This is a genomic window from Mesorhizobium sp. BR115XR7A (assembly GCF_020165315.1).
In the GTDB taxonomy this organism is placed as follows: Bacteria; Pseudomonadota; Alphaproteobacteria; order Rhizobiales; family Rhizobiaceae; genus Mesorhizobium; species Mesorhizobium australicum.
This window is the reverse complement of the sequence record NZ_JAIUHW010000009.1, coordinates 91421-114455: the sequence shown is the minus strand read 5'-3', so window position 1 is coordinate 114455 and position 23035 is coordinate 91421. Positions and strand designations below refer to the sequence as shown.

27 protein-coding genes are annotated in these 23035 nt (G+C 63.3%); 15 read left to right on the top strand and 12 right to left on the bottom strand.

Going from position 1 to position 23035, the window contains the following annotated elements; translation table 11 throughout:
* Window positions 1-14 precede the first annotated feature (14 nt).
* Window positions 15-959 (bottom strand): nucleoside hydrolase, encoded by a 945-nt coding sequence (locus LB557_RS19935; protein WP_015315722.1) that lies wholly within the window; start codon window positions 957-959, stop codon window positions 15-17.
* Between the two features lie 335 nt (window positions 960-1294).
* On the opposite strand from LB557_RS19935, the gene LB557_RS19930 reads away from it, so the two are divergent.
* Both LB557_RS19930 and LB557_RS19925 read left to right on the top strand, forming a co-directional pair.
* Window positions 1295-1720, top strand: a complete 426-nt coding sequence (locus LB557_RS19930) for an Hsp20 family protein (protein WP_013893014.1) — start codon at window positions 1295-1297, stop codon at window positions 1718-1720.
* Between the two features lie 64 nt (window positions 1721-1784).
* Complete coding sequence (locus LB557_RS19925) at window positions 1785-2042, top strand: DUF1150 family protein (RefSeq protein WP_015315721.1); 258 nt, start codon at window positions 1785-1787, stop codon at window positions 2040-2042.
* Between the two features lie 71 nt (window positions 2043-2113).
* Here LB557_RS19925 and ptsN read toward each other — a convergent pair whose 3' ends face one another.
* From ptsN to lptC, 6 genes are all read right to left on the bottom strand, one after another.
* Window positions 2114-2578, bottom strand: coding sequence for a PTS IIA-like nitrogen regulatory protein PtsN (gene ptsN / locus LB557_RS19920; RefSeq protein WP_015315720.1), 465 nt, complete (start codon window positions 2576-2578; stop codon window positions 2114-2116).
* Between the two features lie 57 nt (window positions 2579-2635).
* The gene (hpf, locus tag LB557_RS19915) at window positions 2636-3220 is read right to left on the bottom strand and encodes a ribosome hibernation-promoting factor, HPF/YfiA family (protein WP_015315719.1); all 585 of its coding nucleotides are present in this window, start codon (window positions 3218-3220) and stop codon (window positions 2636-2638) included.
* A 264-nt stretch (window positions 3221-3484) separates the two neighbouring features.
* On the bottom strand, window positions 3485-5008 hold the full coding sequence (rpoN, locus tag LB557_RS19910; protein WP_224641204.1) for an RNA polymerase factor sigma-54: 1524 nt from the start codon (window positions 5006-5008) through the stop codon (window positions 3485-3487).
* A gap of 200 nt (window positions 5009-5208) precedes the next feature.
* Window positions 5209-6021: an LPS export ABC transporter ATP-binding protein gene (gene lptB / locus LB557_RS19905; protein ID WP_140713210.1), complete on the bottom strand. Its 813-nt coding sequence runs from the start codon at window positions 6019-6021 to the stop codon at window positions 5209-5211.
* Window positions 6021-6614, bottom strand: a complete 594-nt coding sequence (locus tag LB557_RS19900; protein WP_015315716.1) for an LptA/OstA family protein — start codon at window positions 6612-6614, stop codon at window positions 6021-6023. Before LB557_RS19900 ends, lptB begins: the two co-directional genes overlap by 1 nt.
* Window positions 6601-7314 carry an LPS export ABC transporter periplasmic protein LptC gene (gene lptC, locus LB557_RS19895; RefSeq protein ID WP_140661709.1) on the bottom strand — a complete coding sequence of 238 codons (714 nt, stop codon included), beginning with the start codon at window positions 7312-7314 and terminating at the stop codon, window positions 6601-6603. Before lptC ends, LB557_RS19900 begins: the two co-directional genes overlap by 14 nt.
* Window positions 7315-7667: 353 nt before the next feature.
* On the opposite strand from lptC, the gene sppA reads away from it, so the two are divergent.
* From sppA to LB557_RS19875, 4 genes are all read left to right on the top strand, one after another.
* The gene (gene sppA, locus LB557_RS19890) at window positions 7668-8624 is read left to right on the top strand and encodes a signal peptide peptidase SppA (protein WP_224596145.1); all 957 of its coding nucleotides are present in this window, start codon (window positions 7668-7670) and stop codon (window positions 8622-8624) included.
* 79 nt (window positions 8625-8703) lie between these two features.
* A complete protein-coding gene (locus LB557_RS19885) occupies window positions 8704-8988 on the top strand; it encodes an integration host factor subunit beta (RefSeq protein ID WP_006200394.1) in 285 nt (94 codons plus the stop codon).
* Window positions 8989-9038: 50 nt separating this feature from the next.
* Window positions 9039-9395, top strand: coding sequence for a DUF1049 domain-containing protein (locus tag LB557_RS19880; protein WP_224596142.1), 357 nt, complete (start codon window positions 9039-9041; stop codon window positions 9393-9395).
* A gap of 37 nt (window positions 9396-9432) precedes the next feature.
* Window positions 9433-10398, top strand: coding sequence for an ornithine cyclodeaminase family protein (locus tag LB557_RS19875; RefSeq protein ID WP_224641206.1), 966 nt, complete (start codon window positions 9433-9435; stop codon window positions 10396-10398).
* On the opposite strand, the gene LB557_RS19870 is transcribed toward LB557_RS19875, so the two are convergent.
* Window positions 10388-10825 carry an EVE domain-containing protein gene (locus LB557_RS19870; RefSeq protein ID WP_224641208.1) on the bottom strand — a complete coding sequence of 146 codons (438 nt, stop codon included), beginning with the start codon at window positions 10823-10825 and terminating at the stop codon, window positions 10388-10390. The two genes, LB557_RS19875 and LB557_RS19870, sit on opposite strands and share 11 nt — an antisense overlap.
* A 149-nt stretch (window positions 10826-10974) precedes the next feature.
* On the opposite strand from LB557_RS19870, the gene LB557_RS19865 reads away from it, so the two are divergent.
* From LB557_RS19865 to LB557_RS19835, 7 genes are all read left to right on the top strand, one after another.
* On the top strand, window positions 10975-11463 hold the full coding sequence (locus LB557_RS19865) for a DUF1772 domain-containing protein (RefSeq protein WP_140661705.1): 489 nt from the start codon (window positions 10975-10977) through the stop codon (window positions 11461-11463).
* A 116-nt stretch (window positions 11464-11579) separates the two neighbouring features.
* Window positions 11580-12662 (top strand): class I SAM-dependent rRNA methyltransferase, encoded by a 1083-nt coding sequence (locus LB557_RS19860; protein WP_224641210.1) that lies wholly within the window; start codon window positions 11580-11582, stop codon window positions 12660-12662.
* A gap of 1 nt (window position 12663) precedes the next feature.
* Complete coding sequence (locus LB557_RS19855; RefSeq protein ID WP_015315708.1) at window positions 12664-13521, top strand: TrmH family RNA methyltransferase; 858 nt, start codon at window positions 12664-12666, stop codon at window positions 13519-13521.
* Between the two features lie 13 nt (window positions 13522-13534).
* A complete protein-coding gene (gene lspA / locus LB557_RS19850; RefSeq protein ID WP_015315707.1) occupies window positions 13535-14032 on the top strand; it encodes a signal peptidase II in 498 nt (165 codons plus the stop codon).
* A gap of 53 nt (window positions 14033-14085) precedes the next feature.
* The gene (locus LB557_RS19845; RefSeq protein ID WP_140721152.1) at window positions 14086-15075 is read left to right on the top strand and encodes an MDR family oxidoreductase; all 990 of its coding nucleotides are present in this window, start codon (window positions 14086-14088) and stop codon (window positions 15073-15075) included.
* A 144-nt stretch (window positions 15076-15219) separates the two neighbouring features.
* Window positions 15220-17514, top strand: coding sequence for a PAS domain-containing hybrid sensor histidine kinase/response regulator (locus tag LB557_RS19840; protein WP_140823893.1), 2295 nt, complete (start codon window positions 15220-15222; stop codon window positions 17512-17514).
* A gap of 240 nt (window positions 17515-17754) precedes the next feature.
* Window positions 17755-18630 carry a GNAT family N-acetyltransferase gene (locus tag LB557_RS19835; RefSeq protein ID WP_041163320.1) on the top strand — a complete coding sequence of 292 codons (876 nt, stop codon included), beginning with the start codon at window positions 17755-17757 and terminating at the stop codon, window positions 18628-18630.
* Window positions 18631-18709: 79 nt separating this feature from the next.
* Here LB557_RS19835 and LB557_RS19830 read toward each other — a convergent pair whose 3' ends face one another.
* A complete protein-coding gene (locus LB557_RS19830) occupies window positions 18710-19342 on the bottom strand; it encodes a trimeric intracellular cation channel family protein (RefSeq protein WP_140618884.1) in 633 nt (210 codons plus the stop codon).
* A gap of 103 nt (window positions 19343-19445) precedes the next feature.
* Window positions 19446-20078 carry a nucleotide exchange factor GrpE gene (grpE, locus tag LB557_RS19825; protein WP_015315702.1) on the bottom strand — a complete coding sequence of 211 codons (633 nt, stop codon included), beginning with the start codon at window positions 20076-20078 and terminating at the stop codon, window positions 19446-19448.
* Between the two features lie 238 nt (window positions 20079-20316).
* On the opposite strand from grpE, the gene LB557_RS19820 reads away from it, so the two are divergent.
* Together LB557_RS19820 and LB557_RS19815 are read left to right on the top strand one after the other, a co-directional pair.
* Complete coding sequence (locus tag LB557_RS19820; RefSeq protein WP_023781176.1) at window positions 20317-20517, top strand: hypothetical protein; 201 nt, start codon at window positions 20317-20319, stop codon at window positions 20515-20517.
* Window positions 20518-20606: 89 nt separating this feature from the next.
* Window positions 20607-21629 (top strand): fatty acid desaturase, encoded by a 1023-nt coding sequence (locus tag LB557_RS19815; protein WP_140713196.1) that lies wholly within the window; start codon window positions 20607-20609, stop codon window positions 21627-21629.
* Between the two features lie 42 nt (window positions 21630-21671).
* Here LB557_RS19815 and LB557_RS19810 read toward each other — a convergent pair whose 3' ends face one another.
* Window positions 21672-22292, bottom strand: coding sequence for a DJ-1/PfpI family protein (locus LB557_RS19810; RefSeq protein WP_224642487.1), 621 nt, complete (start codon window positions 22290-22292; stop codon window positions 21672-21674).
* 150 nt (window positions 22293-22442) lie between these two features.
* Entirely contained in the window at window positions 22443-22976 is a 534-nt protein-coding gene (locus LB557_RS19805) for a DUF934 domain-containing protein (RefSeq protein WP_140618888.1), read from the bottom strand.
* Between the last annotated feature and the right edge of the window lie 59 nt (window positions 22977-23035).

Here is a 23035-nt window from a genome sequence, read left to right as displayed (position 1 = left end):
GGCGATTCCAAACGTCAGTTAAGCCGCCCCAGCCTTTCCACCAGCAGCGCGAAAAACCCATCATGGTCGATGTCGCGCATCACCATGGCGTTCTTTTCCCTGGAGGTGACCCCCCACCAGTCGACCACGGTCATGCCCATGGTCAGTTCGGAGGCGGTTTCCACGGTGACGTTGCAATGGCGGCCTTTGAACAGGTCGGGCTTCAGGAGATAGGCGATGACGCAGGGGTCGTGCAGCGGCCCTCCATCCGTGCCGTATTTGCCTTCGTCATAGCGCTCGAAGAATTCCAACATCTCGGCGGCGGCGATGCCGACCTTGGTGCCGAGCTTGCGGAACGCCTCGATGCGCTTGGACGTGGTCAGCGCCTTGTGGGTGACATCGAGCGGCATCATCACGATCGGGATGCCGGACCGGAAGACGACGTCGGCGGCATGCGGATCGACATAGATGTTGAATTCGGCCGTGGGCGTGACGTTGCCGCCCTCGAAGAAGCCACCGCCCATCAGCACGATTTCCTTGATGCGCGGCGCAATCCGGGGCTCTCGGATCAGCGCCAGCGCAACATTGGTGAGCGGCCCGAGCGGGCAGAGCGTGATGGTGCCGCTCTCCTCCTTCATCAGCGTCTCGACGATGAAATCGACGGCGTACTGGTCCTGCAGCTTCATTGTCGGTTCGGGCAAATCCGGTCCGTTCAAGCCGGTCTTGCCATGGACCTCCTCGGCCGTGACCAGTTCGCGCGCCAACGGACGGATGGCGCCGGCGTAGACCTTGATTTCGGGCCGGCCGGCCAGTTCGCAGATCTTGCGGGCGTTCTTTTCGGTGAGCTTCAGCGGCACGTTGCCGGCGACGGCCGATATGCCGGCGATCTCCAGTTCAGGACTGCCAAGCGCCAGCAGAATGGCGATGGCGTCGTCCTGGCCGGGATCGGTGTCGATGATGATCTTGCGTGGTTGGGGCATTTCAATTCCTTGTTTGGCTGGCCATCAGCTCACCGGGCCGGTCCTGCGCCCGAAAGACGCCAACCGGCTGCAAAGCTGCTGAACCGCTTGACGGGGGACGGTTCCGGCCTGCGCGCTTCTCCTTGCATCCGCGCGTCGATTCAAGCGCCATGTCGATTATTCCTGTGAGTCCACGACCTGATCCTGGGCTATTTCCGTAGGTCCGCGACATGGTCTCCTTGGGCGGGTCTTTTGGTGGCTTGAACTTGGTCGCGGGGCGGACCATATCAAGGCCATCGGGAAAAATGCCATTTGGGTTTTTCCAGTTTATGTCGCTCTTGAGAGGACAGTGTAACATGAGCCGAATGACGCCTTTCTCCAGCCCGCTTCTCCTGGGTTTCGACGCCATGGAAAAGACCCTGGAGCGTCTGGCGAAGTCCGGTGACAGCTACCCTCCCTACAACATCGAGCGCCTGAGCGGTGCCGACGGCAAGGCCGAAAGGCTGCGCATTACACTTGCCGTCGCCGGTTTCGCCGAAAGCGATCTCGATGTGACAACGGAGGAAAACCAGTTGGTCGTGCGCGGTCGCCAGACCGACGATACCGAGCGCGAATTCCTTCATCGCGGCATTGCCGCACGCCAGTTCCAGCGCTGCTTCGTGCTGGCCGACGGCATGCGTGTGATCGCGGCGGAGCTGAAGAACGGCCTTTTGTCGATCGACCTTGATCGGCCGGAGTCGGAACGGCTGGTACGGAAAATAAACATATCGGTGAAAGACTGATCTTTACCGATGGCTCTCATGCGGGATGGCCTTGAGCGGCGTCCTCGCGCCAAGGAGGCTTGAAATGACCAGAACTGACGAAACCATCACCATGACCAGCGGCGAATTCGCCCATCTCGGCGAAGGCTCTGTCGCCTATCTGCGCAAGGTCTCGAGCGACGAACTGCTCGGCCGCTTCCCCAACATCGGTGAAATCGCGCCCGGCATGGAGCTGTGGGCCCTGTTTGGAGCCAATGGCCAGCCGATCCTGCTTTCCGACGCGCGTGACCGCGCGCTGGCCGGCGCCATGGAAAACGACCTGACCACCGTCGCCATTCATTAAAGACAATTGGTTGGCTGAACTGAAAAGGGCCGCTCATGGCGGCCCTTGGTGCAATATTTAAAAAGATGGCTTCAGGCCGCGTGCGAGGCCTGCGTATCCGACAAAAGCGCATGGATCGCCGCGGCGTCGCGCGTGCCCCTGACCTTGGCCACGGTGTCGGCGTCGCGCAGCACGCGCGCGATGCGCGACAGTGCCTTGAGATGATCGGCACCCGCCCCTTCGGGCGCCAGCAGCAGGAACACCAGATCGACCGGCTGGTCATCCAGTGATTCGAAATCGACCGGCGTCTCCAGCCGGGCGAAAACGCCGGCGATGCGCTTCACGCCGGCGAGCTTGCCGTGCGGGATGGCGATGCCGTTGCCGACGCCGGTCGAGCCCAGGCGCTCGCGCTGCAGGATGGTGTCGAACACCTCCCGTTCCGGAATGCCCGAAATCGTCGCTGCCCGCTCGGACAGCAATTGCAGTAGCTGCTTCTTGGAGTTCGCCTTCAACGCCGGCAAAATCGCCGGGACGCTGATAAGATCGCTCAGATCCATGCTTGAAAATCCTTGTTCGCCTGCCGCGCCAGTCCCCACCCCTCGTGCGGCTGGCTTTTATCCCTGTGCGACTTTGGTCGTGGACGGATCGATCCAGCCGATGTTTCCGTCGGGCCGGCGATAGACGATGTTGAGATGGTCGGTTCCGGCATTGCGGAAAACAAGCACGGGACTGTCCTTGGTATCGAGTTCGATGACCGCCGAGGCCACCGACATGGTCTTCAGCGTCATGGTCGATTCGGCGACGATGGCCGGTGCGAAATCCTCCGGGATTTCCTCATCGTCATCGGCAAGCGGTGCCATCACCGTGTAAGCGATGTCGGTCAACTCGCCGTTGCCATTGCCTGAATTGTGCGATTTCAAACGGCGCTTGTATCGCCGAAGCCGGGTCTCCAGCCGATCGGCCGCGGCCTCGAAGGCGAGTGTCGGGTCCTGGGCATCGCCGGTGGCCTGCAGCGAGGCGCCGGAATCCAGCCGGATCATGCAATCCGCGGAATAGCGCGAGCCCGATTTGATGACGGTGACATGCCCCGCGAAGCCGCGATCGAAATATTTGCCGATCGCTTCACCGACACGATCGTTGATGCGTGTACGGAACGCATCGCCGATATCCATGTGCTTTCCCGAAATGCGCAGATTCATCTGAAAACTGACCTTCCTTGCTCAGGCTTCAAACTGGCCCGAGTTTATACTCGTGATCCGTGCGCACAAGCTTTGCGGCGTCACTCGCGCCGATTTAAATCCGAACTTTCCGGTTGATCACAAGCCGCCTTCTTGACCGTCCCGGGTCATTGTCGTGACGGACCATCCGCTAGCGGGCATCGAGCCCGTCTCATGCGGGCGGGCTTCTAGCCACTTCACCGTGGCTTGTCAATGAAACTTGAAAGCTGTGGAAATCGTGAACGCCTAGCGGCCGGCGCTGGCGAGCGCCCGTTTCTCGCGCCGGCGCTGTACCGACGAGGGAATATTCATGCCCTCCCGGTACTTGGCGACCGTGCGCCGGGCGATATCGACGCCGCTTTCCCTGAGCATGTCGACAATAGCATCGTCCGACAGCACATCGACGGGCTTCTCCTCGTCGATCATTTGCTTGATGCGATCACGCACCGCTTCCGAGGAATGCGCATCGCCACCACCCGATGCCGCGATCGAGGCCGTGAAGAAATAGCGCAGCTCGAACACGCCGCGCGGGGTGAGCATGTATTTGTTGGCGGTCACCCGGCTGACCGTCGATTCGTGCATGCCGATGGCGTCTGCCACCGTGCGCAGGTTGAGTGGCTTCAGCTGGCGCACGCCATGGACCAGGAAGGCGTCCTGCTGGCGCACGATTTCCGAGGCCACTTTGAGGATCGTCTTGGCCCGCTGGTCGAGGCTCCGTGTCAGCCAGTTGGCGTTCTGCAGGCACTCGGCCAGGAAATCCTTTTCCGCCTGGTTCTTCGCGTGCGGCGACACCTGGGCGAAATAGATGTGGTCGACGAGCACGCGCGGCAGCGTTTCGGCATTGAGTTCGACGGTCCAGCTGCCGTCATTGGCCGCCCGCACCTCGACATCGGCGACGATCGCATCGCTGGCGCCGCCAGAAAACGCCATGCCCGGCCGCGGGTCGAGCGCCCGGATTTCGGCCAGCATGTCCAGCAAATCCTCCTCGTCGACGCCGCAGAGCCGCTTCAGCGTCTGGAAATCGCGGCGCGCCAGCAGTTCGAGATTGGCGACCAGGGCCTTCATGGCCGGATCGAGACGGTCACGCACGGCAAGCTGCAGCGAAAGGCATTCCGCGAGGTCGCGGGCAAACAGGCCGGCCGGCTCGAAGGTCTGGCAAACCGCCAGCACCTCGCCCACCGCCACCTCGTCGGTGCCAAGCCGCGCGGCGATCTCCGCCAGGTCGGCCCTGACATAGCCGGTCTCGTCCAGCCCATCGGCAAGTTCTCCGGCGATCAGCCGCGCGACGGGATCGATGAAGGCGAGCGCGACTTGCTCGCCGACATGGTCGCGCAGCGTGATCCCGCTCGCAGCCATGTCGCCGGCGTCGAGCCCCTCGGACGAGGAGCTTCCACTGCCCGAAGCCGATTTCCATTGCGCCGTCAGGTCGGGGCCCAACCGCTCGCTGGTGCCGGGATCGTCGGGAAACAGGTTTTCCAGGGACGTATCGAGCTTTTCCGAGATGGCTTCGGCACTCCATCCCGCCTCGTTCTCGAACCAGTCGCCATCGGCGGCCGCTTGCGGCTCTACGTCGAGCTTCTGCGCCTGGTCGCTCGCGGCATCATCCTGCGGCTCGGCGCGCTCCAGAAGCGGGTTGCGCTCGATCTCCTCGTCGATGAAATGCTCTAACTCGGTATGGGTGAACTGCAGCAGCCGAATCGACTGCATCAGCTGCGGCGTCATCACCAGCGACTGCGACTGTCGGAGCTGTAGTTTGGCCGCCAATGCCATGGTTCGGTTTCAAACGCCTCCTCTACGCGTCCCCAACTTCCGGAAATCAATTTCACGGCCGGCCATAGAAACTGGCCCGGCTTTTGCTTGTCAAGGCAAAGCCTAGCAAAACCCGCTTACCGGAGCGTTATCCCGGAGCAAAATCGCGGAAAACAGGTCGCCGGCGCGCAAAAAATCGTATCAGGAAACAAATTTCACGCTCAGAGCGTAAAACCCTCGCCGAGATAAAGCCGCCGCACGTCGGGATTTGCCACCACTTCGTCGGCGCGGCCATGAGTGAGCACCTGGCCGGCGTGGATGATGTAGGCGCGGTCGATCAGGCCGAGCGTCTCACGCACATTGTGGTCGGTGATGAGGACCCCGATGCCGCGCGCCGTCAGGTGACGCACCAATTGCTGAATATCGGCGACGGCGATCGGATCGATGCCGGCGAAGGGCTCGTCGAGCAGCATGTAGGCCGGGCGCGTCGCCAGCGCGCGCGCGATTTCCAGGCGCCGCCTTTCGCCGCCCGAGAGCGACATGGATGGCGCCTTGCGCAGATGGCTGATGTGAAATTCCTCAAGCAGTTCGTCGAGGTTGCGCTCGCGGATCTTGCGATCCTTTTCGACCACTTCGAGCACGGCGCGGATGTTCTGCTCGACATTGAGGCCGCGAAAGATCGAGGCCTCCTGAGGCAGATAGCCGATGCCGAGGCGCGCGCGACGATACATCGGCATCGAGGTGACGTCGAAGCCGTCGATCTCGATCGTGCCTTCATCCACCGGCACCAGGCCGGTGACCATGTAGAAACAGGTCGTCTTGCCGGCGCCGTTGGGGCCGAGCAGCCCGACGGCCTCGCCGGCGCGCACGCCCAGCGTGACGCCGCTGACGACCTTGCGGCCCTTGTAGCTCTTGGTCAGACCCTTGGCGATCAAGGTTCCCTTGAACTTCGCCTTGTCGACCGTGGCCGGCGCCGAAAGCTTGCCTGCGGCCCGTCCCGGAAGACGCGCCGTCAGCGACGACAGGCTGACCATCAGGGGTTCGTCGCTCCCGATTTCGGCGGCGGTGTGATCGACATCTGCACACGCTGCCCAGCACATGGATCGACCTGGGCCAGCCCGGTTTTCATCTGCACGGTGAGCTTGCAGCCGACCAGCACATTGTCGTTTTGCGAAAGGACGACCTTTTTGCCCGAAAGCACCAGCACCTGGCTCTTCATGTCGAAACTGCCCTGATCGCCAGTCGCGACCTGCTGATCCGACTTGATGTAGACCTTGTCGGAGATCTCCAGGTGATCGATGTTGGCCGAGCCGGTCATGGCTGCCGCCCCGGCGGCTTCGGCGCCCTTGGCGCCCGCATTGGGGTCCTTGACGTAGTAGACCATCATCTTGCCGGCCTTCATCAGCGTCGGCCCCTGGACGACGGTGACATTGCCGGTGAAGATCGCGACGCTGTCGGCCTGGTGGACTTCCAGCTTGTCGCTTTCGATCTGGATCGGCTTGTCGCCGGCCAGTTTGAGACCCGACACCTGGCTGGCCGCTCCCGACTGCGCCAGCGACGGCGCCAGGCTGAGCAGGAACAGCGCCGAAGTTGCGGCCGCAAGCCGTGTCGAATTATTGAGCCACATTCGCTTCTTCGCCCTTTGCCTCAGCCGCCTTCAGAACGGCGGGATCGATGTTGACACGAACCTTGTTCTCGAACACCAGGATCTTGCCATTGTCCTGGACCGACATCGAATCCGCCCTGATCTGCGACCCGCCACGGCTGACATCGACGGGATCATCCGTCTTCATAGTGCCTTTGCCCATGTCGAGGAAGACGGATTTGAACTTGGCCTGCATGCCGTCGGTGGTGCTGATGGTGACGTCGCTGTTCAGCTTCATCGTATTGCCGTCGCGATCGTAGGTACCGCGCGAGGCTTTAATCGCCGCGACATTGTCGGGGGCGATCGGCACCTTGGCGTCGATGCCTTCGAGTTCGATGATGCCTTGCGTGCTCACATCCTGGATGGCGCGCAGCGCCGTCATCGAATAGGGCTGCTTCTGCTTGGTGAAACCATTGAGTTTGGGATTGGCCATCACCAGCTTACCGTTCGAGAAGGCGGTGCCTTCGGCCTGCACCGCGACGGAAACGGGCGCGGCGAGGTAGGAATAGACTGGGAAGGCGACGGCGATCAATGCCGCGGCCAAGGGCACGGCGAATTTGAGCACGCGCACGCGGCGTGAATGACGCTGGGCGCGGTCGAAAGCTTCGCCCCGCGTCCAGTCATCCGCCGGGGGAGCCAACTCCGTCTCCGGGCTGGTCGGTTCATTCGGTCGCGCTAACATGACTGCTTTCTTCTAAAACCCTGCCCCGGGAGCACCGCCTATAGGTGGGACGCCAGCGCCCTCGCGCAAGCACAAGCCGACGAAAACCGCAAAAATGTGACAGCTGCCGTGCACAAACGAAACCCGGGTCAGCGCAACAGCCAGTGCTTCATAGCAGAAATAGACGCCCTTGCGTCTTTTTTCACCACCGAAGTTCTTCCCACTTACCTTGCGTCGCCCGCACAGGCCAGTCACAAAACAGACAACACGGACCGCCGCGCGCGGATTGCCGCGCCATGTGCGGGACGGAACTGCTTCCCGATCAAGACATCATGGTCTAAAAGCGTCTCTTCCCGATGACTGTGAGGCTGACGATGGCATTGAGAGCCGACGACCTGATCGACCGCCGCCGCTTGCGGCGCAAGCTGACTTTCTGGCGTGTCGCGGCCTTCGGCATCGTGGCGCTCGGGGTGATTGCGGTGTCGGCCTGGTTCTATGGCGACGATTTCGGCGGCTCCGCCGTCGACCACATCGCCAAGGTCAGGATCGAAGGCACCATCACCGAGGACGACGAACTGATCAAGCGGCTGGAGGCTATCCGCCAGTCGCCGAAAGTAAAAGGCGTGATCCTTGTGGTCGATTCTCCTGGCGGCACCACCGTCGGCGGGGAATCGATCTACGAGGAGGTGCGCAAGCTGGCCGCCGACAAGCCTGTCGTGGCCGAGGTCGGCACGCTCGCCGCGTCGGCGGGTTACATGATCGCCAGTGCCGCCGACCATATTGTCGCCCGCAAGACCTCGATCGTCGGCTCGATCGGCGTGCTGATCCAGTATCCCGACGTCAGCGGCCTGATGGACAAGCTCGGCGTCAAGCTGGAGGAGGTCAAGTCCTCGCCGCTGAAAGCCTCACCCTCGCCCTTCAAGCCGACCAATGACGACGAGCGCGCCATGGTCCGCAAGCTCATTCTGGACAGCTACGACTGGTTCGTCGGCATCGTCGCCGAACGTCGCAAGATGACCCACGAACAGGCGCTGGCGCTGGCCGACGGTTCGATCTTCACTGGCCGCCAGGGTGTTGCCAACGGGCTGATCGACGCCGTCGGCGGCGAGTCCGTGGCGATCGACTGGCTGGCGACCAAGGGTGTCGATGCCAAGCTCAAGGTGGTCGACTGGAAGGACACGGAACGGCGTGGCGGTTTCCTGTTCTCGAAGGCGATGGCACGCACGATCGCCGGCGCGCTCGGCCTGCCGGACTCCGGCGGCGACGTGATCCATGAACTTGGCGCCGACCGCTTGTTTCTTGACGGTCTCGTTTCCGTCTGGCACCCTTGAGACGCGTTGGGACAGCTGAAAAAGCAAATAAAATCATCCTGATAATTTTGGCCGAACTGCTTTCACGGGGACCCGTCTGATGATCAAGTCCGAGCTTGTGCAGATTATTGCCACGCGCAATCCGCATCTTTTCCTGCGCGACGTCGAAAACATCGTCGGCGCGATCTTCGATGAAATCACCGACGCGCTTGCCGAGGGCAACCGGGTCGAATTGCGCGGTTTCGGCGCTTTTTCGGTGAAGAACCGACCTGCCCGCACCGGCCGCAACCCGCGCACCGGCGAATCCGTCGAGGTCGAGGAGAAATGGGTGCCGTTCTTCAAGACCGGCAAGGAGTTGCGTGAAAGGCTGAACGGCGGCAAGTAGGCGCGTCAGCGCTGGACGGCTTTATCGGCCCGCTTGCGACGGAAAACATCATGCTCAATCGCTTCATACTCATCGTGGTCTTCGTGCCCCTGGCGATCATCCTGATCGCTTTGGCAGTCGCCAACCGCGAACTCGTCGCCTTCACGCTGGACCCGTTCAATCCCGGAAATCCGAAGCTGACGCTCACCTTGCCGCTGTTCATCTTCCTGTTCCTGGCGCTCGCCATCGGCATGGTCGTCGGCAGCCTGGCGACATGGGTGAAGCAGGGCCACTACCGCAAACTGGCGCGCCAGCGCGGTGTCGAGGCCGAAAACCTGCGCCAGGCAGTCAGCCGCACGCCCTCGGTGCCGCAGGCATCAGCCCAAGCACCGGCCCAAGGGTCGGCGTTGCCGAAGCCGACCAATTGAGCCGCAGGTCGGCGCGTTTCTTTTCACGGAGCTTTTCATGCTGACCATTTCGGCCGCTGAGGTCGATCGTGCGCTGACCTTTCCTGGACTGGTCGAGACATTGCGCACGGCATTTCGCGAGGGCGCGGTGCAGCCGGTCAGGCATCATCACACGGTCGAAAGGCCTGACGGCGCGGCGTCGACCTTGCTGCTGATGCCCGCATGGACCGATTTTCACGCCGCGGGCCGTTCCGCCGGCGGCCATATCGGCGTCAAGATCGTCACCGTCTCGCCCGACAACAACGCCGTCGGCAAGCCCGCCGTGATGGGGCTCTATCTCCTGCTCGATGGCAGCACCGGCGAGCCGGAAGCCCTGATCGACGGCCAGCGGCTGACGCAGTGGCGCACGGCGTGCGCCTCGGCGCTGGCGGCGTCCTATCTCGCCCGCGACGATGCCTCGCGGCTGCTCGTGGTCGGCGCCGGCGCGCTGTCGCCCTTCCTGGCCAAGGCGCACAGCGCCGTGCGGCCAATCAAGACCATCCGCATCTGGAACCGCACCCCGGCCAACGCCGAGAAAGTCGCGGCCGATCTGCGCGCCGAGGGCTTCGCGGCCAGCGTCGCGACCGATCTCGATGCCGAGCTTGGCCAGGCCGACATCGTCTCCTCGGCGACAATCACCACCACGCCTCTGATCAAGGGCACGTTGCTGCGGCCCGGAACCCATGTCGACCTGGTCGGCGGCTTTACGCCTGCGATGCGCGAAAGCGATGACGACGCGATCATGCGCGCCCGCGTCTATGTCGACACCCGTGCCGGCGCCACCAAGGAAGCCGGCGACATCGTCCAGCCACTGGCCTCAGGCGTGCTGAAACCACAAGCCATCGTCGCCGACCTGCACGAACTGGCGCGCGGCCAAAAGGGAGGTCGCGGCAGCCCGGACGAGATTACGCTGTTCAAGTCGGTCGGTGCCGCGCTGGAGGACTTGGCCGCCGGCATTGCCGTCTACAAGGCGCTCAGGGGCTAGTCGAAGCGAGTTTGGCGCCCATCGTCTGCGCGATCAAAGCGAAATCGGCCACGCTGATCGGGAACAAGCCAAAGCGCAACGGGTAACCCCAGTTCGATTTGCCTGAGGTGAACTCCAGCCTCTCAAGCAATGGCTTGATCGGCGTTTCCTGTGCCTGCGCCCAGTCGACATCGCGGCGGAACGGTGTGAAGCCGCCGCCCATGTCGCCTTGATAGGGGTCTCCTTCCCGCACCATGCCGATCGCCGTGAACGCCTGCAGACCGTCTTTCTCCCCCAAAACCGTGGTCGGCGAATAATAGACAATGCCATCACCGGGCCTGACGCGGCGCAGCGGTGCCGCCTTGCCATGGTTGACCTGCATGAAGCCGCCCTTGCGGCCGCGCCGGACATGTTCGGCCGACGCCACGGCGATCCAATACGCGCTCATTTCTGTTCCTAATTGGCCAGTTGTCCGTCGGCCAACGCTTGCCCGCTAATCGGCCCGCAGTGCCGGAGTGCCAAACGATAGGGCTGGGGCCGCGGCAATGGCAAGTGCGGCCGTTCGGAACGGCTTCGGCCCGGAACCGTTGTTGCGTCATGCGACTATATGGCTTCCTGCTGTTCTGGTCTGTCTTGGCCACCATGATCGCTGCGCTCAGCCTCGGGCCGTCCTTCGCCCATGTCCTGGAATCGGTGCCCCGGCTCACCCGATGGTCCCCGGCGCTTTGGCGCGAGGCCACCGTTTTCAACGGCCAGTTCCTGCTCTTCGCAATCATTGGCGCGCCGCTGGATGTCGCTGCAATCATCTGCCCGGGACTGCTGGCGTGGCTGCTGCGCCAAGATCGGTCGGCGTTCTGGTTCGCACTCGCCGCCACCTTGCTGTATGCGCTATCCCTCGTACTTTGGTTCGTTCTCGTCAAACCGGCCAATAAAGTTCTCGCCACCTGGGTGCCAGGGCCGATTCCAGACAATTTCGACGCCATACGGCTGCGCTGGGAAACCGGCCACATGGCCGTCACGGCGGCCAAGGCTGCCGGCTTCGTTTCGCTGGTTGTCGCACTGCTTTCGATCGGGCGTGGCGGCTAAGCCATCCGCAATCGCCGCAATTGCCCCAATCGCGCAGTCGCAATGTCGCGCGGGTTTGTTGCGCAGATGGGCATAGCTGTGGCAGAAGCGGGCCGAACCGCCGGAGAAGCTGTCTCTTGAAGTCTTTTCGCGACAAACGCCGCGACGGCCGCCCGCACCAGCCGGGTAAAGGCGAAGCCGCGCAATCGCGTCCACCGGAAGGCCGCGGCGTGGCCAGGCCGGAGCTCAGGCCGCGGCAAGACCTGAAGCCGGACCAGCCCGCACCGAAATCCACGCCCCGCAACCTTGCCCGTCGCGACGGCGTCCTGCCCGCTGAGCAACTTCCGGTAATCCTCGAAGTGGCACCCAACGCGGATTACGCGCTGCTCGACAGCGGCGCGGGACAAAAGCTTGAACAATATGGCCCCTACCGCATCGTGCGGCCCGAGGGCCAGGCGATCTGGCAGAAAGCTCTGCCGGCAAAGGACTGGGAGCGTGCCGACGCGATCTTCACCGGTGACACCGACGAGGAAGGCATCGGTCGCTGGCGTTTTCCCAGGACGCCGCTCGGCGAAACCTGGCCGATGAAGCATGACGGCATCGACTATCTCGGCCGCTTCACCTCGTTTCGCCATGTCGGCGTCTTTCCCGAGCAGGCGTCGCACTGGGACCATATGGCCGGGCTGATCGCGGCCGCCAGGCGGCCAGTCAAGGTACTCAACCTGTTCGGCTATACCGGCCTTGCCTCGCTGGTGGCGGCGCGCGCCGGCGCCGAGGTCACCCATGTCGACGCCTCGAAGAAGGCGATCGGCTGGGCTCGCGAAAACCAGGAGATATCCGGACTTGGCGGCAAGCCGATCCGCTGGATCGTCGACGACGCGGTCAAGTTCGCCGAGCGCGAGGAGCGTCGCGGCAGCCGCTACGACATCATCCTGTTCGATCCGCCGGCCTATGGCCGCGGCCCCAAGGGCGAGGTCTGGCAATTGTTCGAAGATCTTCCCGATCTGACGGACCTCTGTCGCTCGATCCTGACCCCAAGACCGCTTGCCGTGGTGCTGACCGCCTATTCGATCCGTGCCTCCTTCTTCGCCATCCACGCTCTGGTGCGCGACACGTTCGCCGGCATGGGCGGCAAGGTTGAATCGGGTGAGCTGATCATCCGTGAAAAGTCCGCCGGCCGGGCGCTTTCGACGTCACTGTTTTCGCGCTGGGTGGCCTGACATGAACGAACGGCATGCCGGCGCGCCCGGTCAGGTGAAGGAAGTCACCAGCCTTGCCAATCCGCTGGTCAAGGACATCAAGGCACTTGCCTTGAAGAAATTCCGCGACCAGCAGAACGCCTTCATGGCCGAGGGGCTGAAGCTGGTCATCGATGCGCTCGACTTGGGCTGGCAGATCAGGACGTTGGTTTTCGCCAAGGCAGGACGCGGCAACGCGGCCGTGGAAAAGGTCGCGGCACGCACGGTCGCCGCCGGGGGCACCGTGCTCGAAGTATCGGAAAAGGTGCTTGTCGCCATCACCCGCCGCGACAATCCGCAAATGGTGGTCGGCGTCTTCTCGCAGAAATTCCTGGCCCTGAAGGACATCCGTGCCGACAATGGCGATGTCTGGGTGGCGCTCGACCGGGTGCGCGATCCCGGCAATCTCGGCACCGTCATCCGCACCGTCGATGCCGTCGGCGCCAAGGGCGTCATCCTGGTCGGCGACACCACCGATCCGTTTTCGGTGGAAACGGTGCGCGCCACCATGGGGTCGATCTTCGCCATCCCGGTGGCCAAGGCAACTACGGAGGCATTCCTTGCCTGGCGTGGCGGCTTTTCAGGGCTGGTTGCCGGCACGCATCTGAAAGGCGCGGTCGACTATCGCTCGGTCGATTTTTCCCGCGGGCCGGTGCTGCTGATGATGGGCAATGAGCAGCAGGGCCTGCCCGAAAGCCTGGCGGCAAGCTGCGACAGGCTGCTCAGGATTCCGCAGGCGGGCCGTGCCGATTCGCTCAATCTGGCGGTCGCCACCGGCATCATGCTGTTCGAGATCCGGCGCGGCGCGCTGAAGCTCGAACCAATTTCGGACCAGCAATGAGGGTTGCCCAATCGTGAAATCATGGTCTCCCTACGCGCTGCTCGTCATCGTGGCCATCGCGCTCGACCAGTGGATAAAGACGCGGGTCGAAGCCGGACTGCCCTTCCAGGAAAAGCTCGACCTCCTGCCCTTCCTGGCGCTGTTTCGCACCTACAACACCGGCATCGCCTTCTCGATGTTCTCCTCCTTCGGTGACATCGGCCTGGTTGTCATCGCGGTGCTGGTCGTCGCTTTCGTGCTTTACCTCGCCACGCGCACGCCATCGGGCCATGTCATCGCCCGCACCGGCTTTGCCCTGATCATCGGCGGCGCGCTGGGCAATCTGATCGACCGCGCCGTCTATAGCCACGTCATCGATTACATCCTGTTCCACACGCCGGTCTGGTCCTTCGCCGTCTTCAACCTTGCCGATGCCTTCATTTCGGTGGGCGCGGCCCTGGTCGTCTTCGACGAACTCATCGGCTGGCGGCGTGAACCCACGCCTCCGAACGCCAAGCCTTCCGAGGATTGACCCCGCGCGGCCATCGCCGCACAGTCACGCCGAGCAAGTTCGCGGAGAAAAAGATGACCGAAACCTTCAAAGCCATCCTCGTTTCGCGCGATGCCGAGAAAAAACAGTCGGTCGCCGTGACCGATCTCACCGACGCCGATCTGATGGAGGGCGACGTCACCATCGCGGTCGAGGCGACGACGGTGAACTACAAGGATGGACTGGCGATATCGGGCAAGGCGCCGGTGATCCGTCGATGGCCGCTGGTGCCGGGCATCGACCTTGCAGGCACCGTCATCTCTTCTTCCAATCCCGACTGGCGCAAGGGCGACAAGGTCATCCTGAATGGCTGGGGTGTTGGCGAAACCCATTTCGGCGCCTATGCCGGGCGCGCCCGCGTCAAGGGCGACTGGCTGGTGCCCCTGCCGGAAGGCATGAGCGCGCATGATGCCATGGCGGTCGGCACCGCCGGCTACACGGCCATGCTCTGCGTCATGGCGCTGGAGCGGCACGGCATCCTGCCTGAGCGCGGACCTGTCGTGGTGACGGGTGCTGCCGGCGGCGTCGGTTCGGTCGCGGTCTCGATCCTGTCCAGCCTCGGCTACCATGTCATCGCGTCAACCGGCCGCAACGCCGAAAGCCCCTATCTGATCAACCTCGGCGCCGCCGAGGTGATATCGCGCGACGCGCTCAACCAACCCGCCAAGCCGTTGGCCAAGGAGCGCTGGGCCGGCGGCATCGATTCGGTCGGCAGCCACACGCTGGCCAATGTGCTGTCGATGACCTCCTATGGCGGCGCGGTCGCGGCCTGCGGCCTGGCCGGCGGCATGGATCTTCCGTCGAGTGTCGCCCCCTTCATCCTGCGCGGCGTCTCCCTGCTCGGCATCGATTCGGTGATGGCGCCGAAAGCCGTGCGCCTCGAGGCCTGGCGGCGCATCGGCTCCGATCTCGATGTGGACAAGCTCGCCAGCCTGTCCACGACCATCGGCTTCGACGGCATCATCGGTGCGGCACACGACATCGTCGACGGCAAGATCCGTGGCCGCGTCGTCGTCGACATGTGACCCGGCTCAGGGGTGGCAGGCGCCGGGCGGAATTGCCACATTGGCTGGCAAATCCGTCGCCGCCGGGCCAAAAACGCCCGATCCGCTAAAATTCGAACGATCCCCCGCAATTTTCCATAATCTCTGTCTGGCAAAGGATTTCGCATGATCGCGGAATCCGACAGCCAACAGGCCGACGCCGGCGACGACATCGATGCGGCATCGGCGCAACCGCCGGTATCGGCGCGGCGGTTTATCGCCGCGCCGCCGCTGGTCCCTGATCAGCAACCGGCCAAGCGCGAAGGCCTGCCGATCCTGACCTTCGTTGCCGTCATGCTGCTGGCCGGCCTCTCATCCCTGACCGGGGCGCCAGTCTTCATCAGCCTTGCCTTGCTGGCAACCGGCCTTGCTGGCCTGGCCATGCATCTGCGCGCCAGACGCAGCGTACGCCGCACCGCGGTCCTGCTCGACGAAACCACCGCCCGCAACCGCGCCGAGATCGAGACGCTGGCCGACCGCATGTGGGAGATGCAGGAAAGCGAGGAGCGCTTTCGCGGTCTCATCGACGCGCTCGGCGATCTCGTCATCCATCGCGACCGCGACGGCTACATCGTCTACGCCAACAAGGTGTTCGCCGACCTCGTCGAAACCGATCCGCGCGATCTTGCCGGCAAGACGTTGGCCGAACTCGGCATCGAGGTCGGTATCGTTCCCGATGCGGCTTTCTCGGATCATGAATGCCTGAGTTCCACCGACGTTGCCATCCGCACGCCGACGGGCCCGCGCTGGTTCTCCTGGATCGAGCTGTCGGTGCGCGAAAAGGACAGCGGTGCCGTTTCGCATCGAGCCATCGCCCGCGACATCACAGCACGCAAGCGCGCAGAATCGTCCATGATCACCGCGCGCGAGCGGGCCGAATTCGCGAGCCAGGCCAAGTCGCGCTTCCTCGCCACCGTCAGCCATGAGATCCGCACGCCGATGAACGGCATCATGGGCATGGCCAGGCTGCTCGCCGACACCAGCCTTTCGCCGGAGCAGCAGACCTATGTCGGCGCCATCTCGACCTCGGCCAGCGCCTTGCTTGCCCTGATCGAGGACCTGCTCGACTATTCCAAGATCGAGGCCGGACGCTTCGATCCCGAACCGCAGCCCATGTCGGTGCGCGAGATCGCCGACAACATCATCGAATTGATGGCCGCGCGCGCCTTTGCCAAGAGCATTGGCCTTGGCTGCCATGTCGAACCGGATGTGCCGCAATTGATCACCGCCGATCCGGGCCGGGTCAGGCAGGTGCTGCTCAACCTTATCGGCAACGCCATCAAGTTCACCGACAGTGGCGGCGTGCTGGTCAGCGTAGCGCGCGCCCGAACCGAGACCAGCGACCGCATCTGCTTCACCATCGCCGATACCGGTCCCGGCCTACGCGACGAGGACATGGAGCGCATCTTCGAGGAGTTCGAGCAGGCCGACGGCACCTCGACGCGCACGCATGGCGGTGCTGGACTGGGACTTGCCATCTCCAAGCGCCTGGTGGCCGCCATGGGCGGCACGATTTCGGTTTCCAGCCGGCTTGGCCAGGGATCGGAATTCGTCTTCGAGATTCCCGCCACATCAGCCACCGAGCCGCCGCAGGGCCGGTTGAACGCGCTTGCCGGACGACGCGCCGTGATCGTCTCCAAGAACACCGTCGAGGCCGACGCCATCGCCCGCACCATCCGCTCCAATGGCGGAGCGGCCGGAATCGCCACCACCGTGGCTCAGGCCGCATCCTTTGCCGACGGCTGCGACGTGCTTCTGGTCGACGCGGCCATGGAAGAGAGTGACGGAAGGCTGCTCAAGCGGCTTCGCCAGCATGGGTTTTCCGATTGCGAAGCCGTCACGCTGATCGCACCCACCGACCGCGGCATGCTGGGCGAGTTTCGTGCCAGCGGCTACGCGACTTTCCTTGCCCGGCCAGTGCGCGGAGGAACACTTTTGCGTGTCCTTTTGAGCAGCCACGCACCGGTCCTAGCCCAGCCGCAGCCGGAAAAACGCCGCGCACCGGCGCTTCGTGCCTCAGGCGAACGCCAGCAGGGCCTGTCCGTGCTGATCGCCGAGGACAACGACATCAATGCCATGCTGGCCCGCGCGACGCTGTTGAAGGCCGGGCATCGCGTCAAGGTGGTCGGCAACGGCAAGGCCGCCGTCGAGGCGGTCACCGGTGCCGGCCACAAGCACCGCTTCGACGTGGTGCTGATGGATCTTCATATGCCGGTCATGGACGGACTGGACGCCATTGCCGCGATCCGCCGCCATGAAGAGGAGGCCTCCGTGCCGCCGGTGCCGATCATGGTGCTGTCGGCCGACAGCCAGGAAAAGACCCGCCATGCGGTGCTCGCCCACGGCGCCAGCGGCTTCGTCACCAAGCCGCTCGACCCCGATGCGCTGGTCAGTGCCGTCGAGGGCCAGGTCGCCGCTTGAGCCAGCTTTTTCCGGGTGCGTGGCTGGTCAAGGCCGCCAAAAACCAGCCCATTTTCGGCGCCCGCGAACGCGACGCGCCTGGGGTCTTGTGACGCAACGTAGCCGGTTGACCGTTTTCGCCAGCCGACGAAGTATTGCCCGCGACGCCGTATCACGGTACTGTCACAATCCTGTTGCACCTACACCGTATCCCCGTGCCAAGAGGGATGGCTCGAAGGAGAATCACTCGTGCATACAGTTATGCCGGAATGTGACACTCGGCCGAACGCCAGCAGCGCCTTGCTCGCCGGACGTAATGTCGATTCCGTCATAAAGGGCGCGGCGCTCGGCCGTATCGGCAATCTCGAAGTGCGGCTCGCCCGCAACGAGGCCGAGATCGCGGCCGCGCAGGAAGTGCGTTACCGTGTATTCTATGACGAGCTTGGCGCCAGGAAGGATCTGTTCCAGGCGCAGGACCGCCGCGACGCCGACCGCTTCGACCCGCTCTGCGACCATCTGCTCGTCCTCGACACCACGCTTTCCGGCCCTGAGCACCGTCGCATCGTCGGCACCTATCGGTTGCTGCGGCAAGAAATCGCGGCAACCGCCGGAGGCTTCTATTCCGAAGGCGAATTCGAGCTGACCAAGCTCATCGCCCGCCATCCCAGCCAGCGTTTCCTTGAACTCGGCCGTTCCTGCGTCTTGCCGGAATACCGTTCGAAGCGCACCATCGAAGCGCTATGGCAAGGCATCTGGGCCTACATCAATCACTACGAGATCGGGGTGATGACCGGCTGCGCCTCGTTCCATGGCACCGTGCCGGCCGCGCATGCGGAGGCGCTCACCTATCTTGCCCATCACTGCCGCACCAACTCGGCCTGGGACGTGCGCGCTGTGTCGGGGCGCTATTGCTCCATGGACCTGATGCCAATCGAGGCGGTCAACACCAAGGCGGCGATCGCGGCGATGCCGCCTCTGGTCAAGGGCTATCTGCGGGTCGGCGCTCGCATCGGCGATGGTTGCGTCATCGACCGCGAATTCTCCACGGTCGACATTTTCGTCGTGATGCCGGTCAAGGAGATCGGTGCCCGCTACGTCAACTATTATGGCGGGGAAGCGCAGCGCTTCGCCGCGTGAGCGATTAGGCAGTAGTCAGTAGTCAAGACGACACGATTCGCGCTTCGGCGACTACTGACCACTCCCCTACTCCCTCTCCTCACGGAATGTCTTCCGGCCGCCGGCCGGGCCGGCTCTTGTAGGCTGGAAAGGTCCAGCCGAAACGGAGCGCGCCGCCGCGAACCGCGAACGCCGCGGCGAAGCCGGCCAGCTCTGAAACGATCGGCGGCAATCCTGTGACGTCGCCAGCCGTGAAGATGGCAGCGCCCGTGAGAGCGGCCGTAACATAGATTTCCGGCCTCAGCAGCACCGAGGGTTCGCCGGCCAGCAGATCGCGCAGGATACCGCCGGACGTGGCGGTGAGCACGCCGGTGATGACGGAGACGACCGGCGAACCGGTAATGGCCAGTCCCTTGGCCGCACCCATCACCGAAAAAGCGGCCAGCCCGATGGCGTCGAGCCAGAGCAGCCATTTCCAGCGGGATTCGATACGGTGCGCGGCAAAGAAAACCAGCACAGCGGCCGCCGCGCAAATCAGCACGTAGCTGGAGTTGGCGACCCAGAAAACCGGCAGATTGAGGATGACGTCGCGAAGCGTGCCGCCGCCGATGCCGGTGACGCTGGCCAGGAACAGGAAGCCGATAATGTCGAGCTGTTTGCGCGACGCCGCCAACGCCCCCGTCGCCGCGAAGACGGCAACGCCGGCATAGTCGAGGAGAGCGATCGGGTTCATGGAGTGAGTAGTGAAGCAGTCAGTAGTGAATGGCAATTGGCGAAGCAGGCGCCTCCCCGGCCCGGTCCCTGCTACTCACAACTCTCTATCGCTACCCCACTAATCACGCATCCTTCTCGGCCTGCTCATTGACCGGCCCTGGCTCGACCGGCGCGTCGGCGGCGATTTTCGGACCGCCCTTGGCGACGCCGACCATGGCCGGGCGCAGCACCCGCTCGCCGATCGAATAGCCCGGTTGCACGACCTGGACCACGGTGTTGGCCGGAACATCGGGATTGGGCACTTCAAACATTGCCTGGTGGAAATTGGGATCGAACTTCTCGCCCTCGGGAGCGAGTTTCTTGACCCCATGCCGCTCCAGCGCCGACAGCATGGCGCGCTCGGTCAGGTCGACGCCTTCGATCAGCGCCTTGAAGCCGGCATCCCCCGATGCCTTGGCCTCGGCCGGAATGGCATCCAGGGCGCGGCGCAGATTGTCCGACACGGACAACATGTCGCGGGCGAAATTCGCCACCGCATAAGTGCGCGCGTCATGCACGTCGCGCGCGGTGCGGCGGCGCAGGTTTTCCATCTCGGCCGCGACCCGCAGCGCGCGGTCCTTCAGCTCTTCATTTTCCTTCAGCAGCCGCACAAGCGCTTCGTAGTCGCCATCGGTGCTGCCTTCCGTGCGCTCGGCATTGGCCTCGGCCGCCTCGGCTTCATTGGGCGTGCGTTCGTCTTTTGCCTGGTCGCTCATCGCCGTTTCCCGTCATCTCGAATGGCATGGATTTTGTGCCCGATATCGAGGTTCGCAGGCCAAAAATCAAGGGGAAAGCGACCGCAGGCGCCTGCGACCCGACCAGGAAAGCACGGTGGGGACGCTTCGATTTTAATTCAAATTTTACCGTACTTGCCGGCTTTGCTTGCCACGAGGCGGTGATGTGGGAACCATTCCGCTGCTGGGGGAGTTTCGGAGCCGACGCAGGATTTTTGAAATGATGACCCGCAACAAGCTTGAAAAAGGAGAAAGGCTCGCTGCGGAGGTTCGGCGCCAGTTCGGCGCCGAGGCAGTGACGCGCTTTCTGCGCACCTTGCCAGCCTTCCGCATCGAACCCGACATTCCGGACAGATTTGAGCAATTGCTCGAGCATCTCGACCGGGTCGAGGATGGCGACGCCGGCTGGCGACGGCAGTAGGATCGCCCGGACCTTACGCGACAATTACGCACAGTAACTTTGCGTGATCCCTGGCTTGCGGTGGCGGCGCACCCTGCCTATGCTTCCTGATGAACATGATTTCCCCCGAGGCAGCTGCCAACAGCAAGCGTGCCTGGCTCAAGATCCTGGCGCGCTACAAGAAGCCTGACAGGCGGCGTAGCACACTCGAACTCGCCATCACCCTCGTTCCTTTCGCCACGCTGTGGGCTCTGTCTTCCGCTGCCTATGCCTATGGTCATTGGTGGGGACTGGTGCTGATCCTGCCCGCGGCCGGCTTCCTGGTGCGGATTTTCATGATCCAGCACGATTGCGGCCATGGCTCCTTCTTTGCCAATCGCATTGCCGATGACTGGATCGGCCGGGCGCTGGGAATCCTGACGCTCACCCCCTACGACTGCTGGCGGCGTGCCCATGCCACCCATCATGCCAGCGCCGGCAATCTCGACGAACGCGGCATGGGCGACATTAGGACACTGACCGTCGCCGAATACCGGCGGATGTCCTGGCGGGGTCGCCTGGCTTATCGCCTCTACCGTCATCCCCTGGTGATGTTCGGCCTGGGGCCGATCTGGCTGTTCATCTTCTCGCAAAGGCTGCCTATCGGCATGATGCGCGGCGGCCTGACGCCCTGGGTGTCGTCAATGACCACCAATCTTGGCATCGCGCTTGCCGCGGCCATCCTCATCTGGGTCATCGGCCCCGGCGCGTTCCTGATCGTCCATCTGCCGATCGTCATTCTCGCCGGTTCGGCCGGCATCTGGCTGTTCTATGTCCAGCACCAGTTCGAGGAGACCGAATGGGCGAAGGATGAGGAATGGGAGTTCCAGCGCGCCGCCCTGCATGGCTCGTCCTATTACGACCTCCCGCCGGTGCTGAACTGGTTCACCGGCAATATCGGCGTTCACCACGTCCACCACCTCTCCGCCAAGGTGCCCGGCTACCGGCTGCAGGAAGTGCTGCGGGATTATCCCGAGTTGCGCGGCATCGGCCGCGTCACGCTCCTCGAGAGCCTGCGCTGCGTCAAACTGGCCTTGTGGGACGAAAGCAGCCACAAACTGGTGTCGTTCCGCGAAGCGCGGATGGCGGCGTAGAGCATACCGCCGCGCCAGCGCGGCGGTATTTCCCAACCTTTCTCAGGCCGCTTGCCGCTCGTCGCGCATCAGGATCTGGCCATGGTGGATCTCCGTGCCCAGCACCTTCAGGCATTCGCGGATGAAATTGGACAGGCCCGGCCAGCCCTTGGCCGAAACGAGATTGCCGTCGACATGGGCCCCGTTCGGCGCGACGTCGATATAGATGCCGCCGGCCAGCGTGACTTCCGGCTCGCAATAGTGAAGCGCCGCCACTTCCCTGCCCCGCACCACGCCGTCGACCGCGATCAGGATCTGCACGCCATGGCAGATGGTGAAGATCGGCTTGCCTGTCTCGTGGAAGTGCCGCACCAGCGCCTGCACGCGCTTGTCGATACGGATGTATTCGGGACCACGCCCGCCTGCCGCGTAGACGGCATCGTACTGGGCCGGATCCACCTCGGAAAACGTCTTGTTGAGAATGTAATCGTGTCCGGGCTTCTCGGTGTAGGTCTGGTGGCCCTCGAAATCGTGCAGCGATGTCTTCAGCACATCGCCCGCCTTCTTGTCCGGGCAAACGACATGCACTGTATGGCCAACGGCATGCATGGCCTGTTCAAAGACGAAAATCTCGTATTCCTCGCTGAACTCGCCAACGAGCATCAATATCTTCTTGCCAGCCATTCCCGGTTCCTCCCTTTGTGGCCATTTATTTCGGGTCGCGAAATAACAGCGGTATCCTAAGGGCAAGATGCCGGAAGGAAAAGCGCAAATCGCATAATTGGTACGACCAGTTTTTTGGAGTAGAGGCCTTCGACCTTGCTGGAAAAAGCGTCAGCTGTTGCGAAGGCGCCGCCAGGAATATTTCGGACCCTTGGTCTCCGTTATGGCGGCCGGCTGGTAATAAAGCCCCAACCCGCCGGTGCGGCCTTCTTCCAGACGCTTCAAGAGCACTGGATTCGAGATCTCGAATTCATCGAAGCCAAGCCGCAGCATGTGCGGCAACGGGTCGACCAAGACCTGCCCGGTGGCACGCAGCGCGCCCGTGAAATGATAACGGCTGCGCAGCAGTTCGCCCTTGGAGAAGGAGCGGCCGTCGCCGAAAGCCGGGAAGGCCAGCGCCACCAGCGATAGCTGGTCGAGCAGGTCGGCGATCTTCTCGAGCTGGTCGCCGGGCTGCAGCACGACGCCGAGCCGCTCCTTCGCCGAGCGGCGCACCTCCGGGTCGAGATCGAGGAACGCCTGCAGCGGCAGGATGAATCGGCCATTGCCGGAAAGCGCGTCGGCGCTCTCGGCATGGCTCCACTCGTCCTCGCGAAAACCCTCCGGGGTCCAGAGCCGGGTCTCCGGTGTCGTCGGTCCAGTCATTAAAATTCCTAAAATTCGAAGAGCTCGAGCGTGTGTTGAAATTCAGGTCAGGCTGTGTC

Coding starts and splice junctions, on each gene's coding strand:
- LB557_RS19935 (WP_015315722.1), bottom strand. CDS start 959: ATGCCCCAACCACGCAAGATCATCATCGACACCGATCCCGGCCAGGAC.
- LB557_RS19930 (WP_013893014.1), top strand. CDS start 1,295: ATGAGCCGAATGACGCCTTTCTCCAGCCCGCTTCTCCTGGGTTTCGAC.
- LB557_RS19925 (WP_015315721.1), top strand. CDS start 1,785: ATGACCAGAACTGACGAAACCATCACCATGACCAGCGGCGAATTCGCC.
- ptsN (WP_015315720.1), bottom strand. CDS start 2,578: ATGGATCTGAGCGATCTTATCAGCGTCCCGGCGATTTTGCCGGCGTTG.
- hpf (WP_015315719.1), bottom strand. CDS start 3,220: ATGAATCTGCGCATTTCGGGAAAGCACATGGATATCGGCGATGCGTTC.
- rpoN (WP_224641204.1), bottom strand. CDS start 5,008: ATGGCATTGGCGGCCAAACTACAGCTCCGACAGTCGCAGTCGCTGGTG.
- lptB (WP_140713210.1), bottom strand. CDS start 6,021: ATGGTCAGCCTGTCGTCGCTGACGGCGCGTCTTCCGGGACGGGCCGCA.
- LB557_RS19900 (WP_015315716.1), bottom strand. CDS start 6,614: ATGTGGCTCAATAATTCGACACGGCTTGCGGCCGCAACTTCGGCGCTG.
- lptC (WP_140661709.1), bottom strand. CDS start 7,314: ATGTTAGCGCGACCGAATGAACCGACCAGCCCGGAGACGGAGTTGGCT.
- sppA (WP_224596145.1), top strand. CDS start 7,668: ATGGCATTGAGAGCCGACGACCTGATCGACCGCCGCCGCTTGCGGCGC.
- LB557_RS19885 (WP_006200394.1), top strand. CDS start 8,704: ATGATCAAGTCCGAGCTTGTGCAGATTATTGCCACGCGCAATCCGCAT.
- LB557_RS19880 (WP_224596142.1), top strand. CDS start 9,039: ATGCTCAATCGCTTCATACTCATCGTGGTCTTCGTGCCCCTGGCGATC.
- LB557_RS19875 (WP_224641206.1), top strand. CDS start 9,433: ATGCTGACCATTTCGGCCGCTGAGGTCGATCGTGCGCTGACCTTTCCT.
- LB557_RS19870 (WP_224641208.1), bottom strand. CDS start 10,825: ATGAGCGCGTATTGGATCGCCGTGGCGTCGGCCGAACATGTCCGGCGC.
- LB557_RS19865 (WP_140661705.1), top strand. CDS start 10,975: ATGCGACTATATGGCTTCCTGCTGTTCTGGTCTGTCTTGGCCACCATG.
- LB557_RS19855 (WP_015315708.1), top strand. CDS start 12,664: ATGAACGAACGGCATGCCGGCGCGCCCGGTCAGGTGAAGGAAGTCACC.
- LB557_RS19845 (WP_140721152.1), top strand. CDS start 14,086: ATGACCGAAACCTTCAAAGCCATCCTCGTTTCGCGCGATGCCGAGAAA.
- LB557_RS19840 (WP_140823893.1), top strand. CDS start 15,220: ATGATCGCGGAATCCGACAGCCAACAGGCCGACGCCGGCGACGACATC.
- LB557_RS19835 (WP_041163320.1), top strand. CDS start 17,755: ATGCCGGAATGTGACACTCGGCCGAACGCCAGCAGCGCCTTGCTCGCC.
- LB557_RS19830 (WP_140618884.1), bottom strand. CDS start 19,342: ATGAACCCGATCGCTCTCCTCGACTATGCCGGCGTTGCCGTCTTCGCG.
- grpE (WP_015315702.1), bottom strand. CDS start 20,078: ATGAGCGACCAGGCAAAAGACGAACGCACGCCCAATGAAGCCGAGGCG.
- LB557_RS19820 (WP_023781176.1), top strand. CDS start 20,317: ATGATGACCCGCAACAAGCTTGAAAAAGGAGAAAGGCTCGCTGCGGAG.
- LB557_RS19815 (WP_140713196.1), top strand. CDS start 20,607: ATGAACATGATTTCCCCCGAGGCAGCTGCCAACAGCAAGCGTGCCTGG.
- LB557_RS19810 (WP_224642487.1), bottom strand. CDS start 22,292: ATGGCTGGCAAGAAGATATTGATGCTCGTTGGCGAGTTCAGCGAGGAA.
- LB557_RS19805 (WP_140618888.1), bottom strand. CDS start 22,976: ATGACTGGACCGACGACACCGGAGACCCGGCTCTGGACCCCGGAGGGT.